Source organism: Iningainema tapete BLCC-T55, assembly GCF_014698965.1.
Taxonomy (GTDB): Bacteria; Cyanobacteriota; Cyanobacteriia; order Cyanobacteriales; family Nostocaceae; genus Iningainema; species Iningainema tapete.
The window spans coordinates 1-4,339 of sequence record NZ_JACXAE010000032.1; the positions used below are offsets into that span (position 1 = coordinate 1).

Here is a 4,339-nt window from a genome sequence, read left to right on the forward strand (position 1 = left end):
TTGTCTCATTTTATTCTTGGTTTGCTTTTTTATTTCAGTAATTACCGATTGTGACACTATTGGGTGCGGAATATAGGCTTTAAACACTCTTTTTTGTAAGCGGAAAAGGTTCGCCCGAAATTTCTTCCAAGGTAATGATTTCCACAGTTCACTAATATTTCTATCGTGTCTAACCATGCTTTACTCCAAACAGCGTTTTCTGAATACCTCACAACAGTTACGTTCTGTCCTACCCGGTGCAAAGGAGTTCCGTGTCTCGTCTCACCTACTGGGGTTTTCGACCTGTTTCCCAGACCCTTGCACCGTTTTTACTCGTTCCGTTCTTTTGATTGTTTTGATGGTTTAGGGCAGTCCACTTTGCCTATCCTCTTCTCGGAGATTACAGCTATTAAAAGAATGATGCTGTGAGAATCTAGAGGATGCAGTCTACAAAGGTTGTTCAGGTTGTAGCTTGATTCCTAAGACACTTTTCTAGGACTTGTTTACCCGTGCCATCTCCCCGTTAGCGCCAGTGTTGTTACCTGCTTGTTTTACAACTGATTGCGCCCTGTTCCCAGCTTCAGTCTCCATAATTCCGAGTATAGTCGCTGTGGGCAGATAGGGAGTCACTTGTCTCCTCAAGTTATCTCTTATGAAATTATTAATAAAAACAACAACAACAGCGTAGCTGATATTAAGTTTTATCACTACGCTGTTTTCACACTTCCCCGTTTTGTAGTATATAGTTACAATGTAATTAAAGAGGGTGAGGTCATTGTAAGGATGAAAGTCCAAAAAGGTATCCTTCCAAACTCAGACAAGACCGTGTGGATAGTGTTGGATGACAATTATTTGCCGATTGAGCCAATCCAAAAGTATTTACATTACCTTGACAGTGTGGGGCGGAGTCCAAACACAATTCAGGTTTATGCTTACAACCTCAAGCTGTTTTGGGAGTTTTTACGGGATTCAAAGGTAGGTTGGCGCGAGGTTTATCTGGAAGAGCTATCAAACTTTATTCATTGGTTGAGAAACCCGAATGCTGGAGTTTTATCTATTCAGCAAGAAGTTTCTCAGCGCTGCGAGAAAACTATCAATCACTGCCTAACAACTGTTTGTGGATTTTATGATTTTCAAGAGCGTATAGGAGAAACTGTTGGGGTTGATGCTGAACGCTATAAATTACAGCCTGGTAGTAAATATAAGCCTTTTTTACACCATATTAGTAAGGGTAAAGAGGTTAAGACACGGTTATTAAAAATAAAAGAACCCTCGACATTCCCTGGATGTTTAACGCCTGAACAAGTTAACACCTTGGTTGAAGCTTGTAATACATTGCGTGACAAATTTTTAATCAGACTGCTATACGAAACAGGGCTAAGAATAGGTGAAGCACTAGGGCTAAGACATGAAGATATGGTTACTGGTACTCACAATGAAATTCATATTGTACCAAGACTAGATAATATTAACCTAGTTAGAACCAAGTCGGGAGTAGAGCGGACAGTTCATGTTAGCAAAGAGCTAATGCAATGGTACTCAGCTTACCTGTGTGATGAGTACCCACAAGATATTGATTGTGACTTTGTTTTCGTCGTGATAAAAGTTCTTGCTAAGGGTGAAATTGGTAGACCATTGGCTTATAAAACTATTGATAGTTTGTTTAGAAGATTATCAAAAAAAATAGGGATTAAAGTTAATCCTCACCTCCTGAGGCATAGCCATGCGACTGAACTGATTAGAGCAGGTTGGGATATGACTCACGTTCAAAAACGATTAGGACATACTGATATTCAAACAACGGTTAACACTTATGTTCATTTAAAAGATGACGATTTGAAAGAAGCCTATAAAGAATACTTGCAGCGTCAAATAAAAAATAAATAAATGCCATCAAAATCTCAAGCAAATAAACAAGTTAATTTAGAGCTAGTAGAAAATCATTCAAAAACATTTTGTCATCACTGTGGAAGTAGCAAATATCATAAAAAAGGTCGTAAGGCAGGTAAACAACGTTATTTATGTTTGGTTTGTCGCCGTTATTTTGGTGATGATTTTGACTATGTAAACTGTAAACCTAACTATTTAAAGTTAGGGGATGATGTTTGGGATGCCTCCTCCCTTGGAGTCAAAGTAAGAGATTATACAGGAGAGACTAAATTAGTTTTTTTATATTTTCAGCAAGATTGGTTTAAAGATACTGTTAAAAAATTTATTAGATATCAGGCTATTAGCAAATCATTTGGGCAATTGCAAAAATATACTCGGCATTTGGGCAAGTTTGCTAATTTTCTTGAAACCCATTATCCTTCAATCAATTTTACCGAATTCAACAGAAAAGTTATCATTGATTTTCTTGATTTTTTAAACCGAAATAATCTCTCTGTTGATACCAAAAATAAACACCTAAGCACCCTCAAACTTTTCTTTGAAATTGGAAATATTAATTTATGGTTTGATGTTCCAGCTTATTTAATTAGACCTGAAGATTACGCAAAACGAACTAAGCCTCTTCCCAGATATATACCCGAAGAGGTAATGCAACAGTTAAATCAACACTTAGAAAAGTTGCCAGAGCCAGTGATGAGAATGGTGTTGGTAATTCAAGAAACAGGACTTAGAATTGGTGAGCTTTTGCAGTTACCAATAAATTGCTTAAAGTTTGATGCGTTACGTGAGCCATACATTCAATATATGAATTGGAAAATGAGTAAAGAAGATACTAAACCAATTTCTCTTGAATTAGCAAAAGTTATTCAAGACCAGCAGCAATACATCAGACAACATCTAGGAGAAAGTTTTGAATATTTATTTTCCGCTAGGTATACAGGTAAATATCGTGAGAAAAATTCTTTTCACCCTAAGCCTAAATTAATGCGTGACAATACTTTTATAGGTTTTCTAAAACAACTAGCAGAATCGGAGGACATTAAAGATAACTTAGGTAAACGTTGGAATTTCCAAACTCACCAATTTCGGCATACAGTCGGTTGTAGAATGGTGAATCTTGGCGTACCACTCCACATTATTCAGCGATATTTAGGTCATGAATCACCAGCAATGACAATGATATATGCTCACATCCATGATGAAACTCTTAGAAAGGAGATTCAGAAATACCACGAATCAAGGGTCGTTAACTTTAAAGGTGAATCTGCCGAGTTAGACGAAACGATTTTATCTAGCAATGATGACTTAGAATGGTTTAAGAAGAATGTCCAAGCTAGAGCATTAGAACATGGATATTGTGCTAGACCCAAGGTATTAGGTGATTGTAACATTCCTGGTTTTGATGGTTGCTATAATTGCCCACATTGGAGAACTAATAAAAACTTTTTACCTATTTTGAAAGATACCTTAGAGCGTACTAACAACATTTTAAGGAAAGCTCAAAGTTGTGGTTGGGAGTTACAAGTTCATAAAAATACACCTGTCAAAGATAATTTAGAGAAAGTCATCAAAACCTTGGAGACAGACAATGACTAACAGAAAGATTGAAGCTTTACAAGAAGCAGCAGAGAGGAAAGCTAGAGAGTCCGCATCGCGAGTAGAAAAAGCACTTGAAAAGATAATAAAACAAGGTCAAATAATTAGTTTTAAATCTGTCGCTCAAGCTGCTAATGTATCCACAGCTTACTTGTACAAACAGTCTGATTTGAGAAGTAGAATTGAAAAACTGCGCTCGCAGCAGAAGCAACGACCATTATCTAAACAACCTCCACTAGCATCAGATAATTCTAAATCCGTAATTATTTCCACATTGAGGTCAGAAAACAAACGGTTAAGAGCAGAGATAGATGGACTACGCCGAATTAACGAAGGTTTAACTGGTAGACTTTATCAACTTCAAGGAGCTTCGGAATTAGCGGAACGGCTCATGGTTGAAAATGCTGATTTCAAACAACAACTGGAAGAATGTCGTCAGCAAGTGCAGCCTACTACGATATTGCCAGTAGATACTTCAAAAGTAACATCGTTAGAAAAGAAAAGAACAGGACATTCAAATATTAGCGAACAAGTTAAACAGCAACTTGAGTCATTGGGCATTCAGCTTAATTCAACTTTAACTAGAGCTATTTTATCCGTTGACTCAGAAACTGTTTTATCCGCTATAGAAGCATTTAAAGAGGCTTTAACTGATAATAATATTGAAAAACCTGGAGCATGGCTAAAACGAGCCATTGAACAAGGCTGGAAACCTAACGGTCAAGGTAACATCAAACCGGAGTTAGAGGTATTTAACGAATGGTATCCAAAAGCCAAACAGAAAAAATTAATCCAAGCGTAACTTTTCACTTCCCCCTAAAAACAAGAGTCAAGAAACAGCAGGAATAGAAGGTGGAGAAAAGCCCTTACGACG

General features: G+C 37.1%; 4 protein-coding genes and 1 pseudogene. 3 read left to right on the forward strand and 2 right to left on the reverse strand.

Translation table 11 applies throughout. The features are described 5' to 3' along the window. Positions 1-75: 75 nt before the first annotated feature. Positions 76-177 (reverse strand): annotated as a pseudogene (locus ICL16_RS48010) (reverse transcriptase N-terminal domain-containing protein); the annotation flags it as partial. Between the two features lie 294 nt (positions 178-471). Beyond that, positions 472-609, reverse strand: coding sequence for a hypothetical protein (locus ICL16_RS07680; protein WP_202895452.1), 138 nt, complete (start codon positions 607-609; stop codon positions 472-474). On the opposite strand from ICL16_RS07680, the gene ICL16_RS07685 reads away from it, so the two are divergent. The 3 genes from ICL16_RS07685 to ICL16_RS07695 are packed head-to-tail and all read left to right on the forward strand — an operon-like array spanning position 610 to position 4,267. Then, complete coding sequence (locus tag ICL16_RS07685; RefSeq protein WP_238360654.1) at positions 610-1,866, forward strand: tyrosine-type recombinase/integrase; 1,257 nt, start codon at positions 610-612, stop codon at positions 1,864-1,866. It begins immediately after the preceding gene. Next, entirely contained in the window at positions 1,867-3,465 is a 1,599-nt protein-coding gene (locus ICL16_RS07690) for a tyrosine-type recombinase/integrase (protein ID WP_190826268.1), read from the forward strand. It abuts the gene before it with no gap. Further along, on the forward strand, positions 3,458-4,267 hold the full coding sequence (locus tag ICL16_RS07695; protein WP_190826269.1) for a DUF6262 family protein: 810 nt from the start codon (positions 3,458-3,460) through the stop codon (positions 4,265-4,267). Before ICL16_RS07690 ends, ICL16_RS07695 begins: the two co-directional genes overlap by 8 nt. The last annotated feature ends 72 nt before the right edge of the window (positions 4,268-4,339 follow it).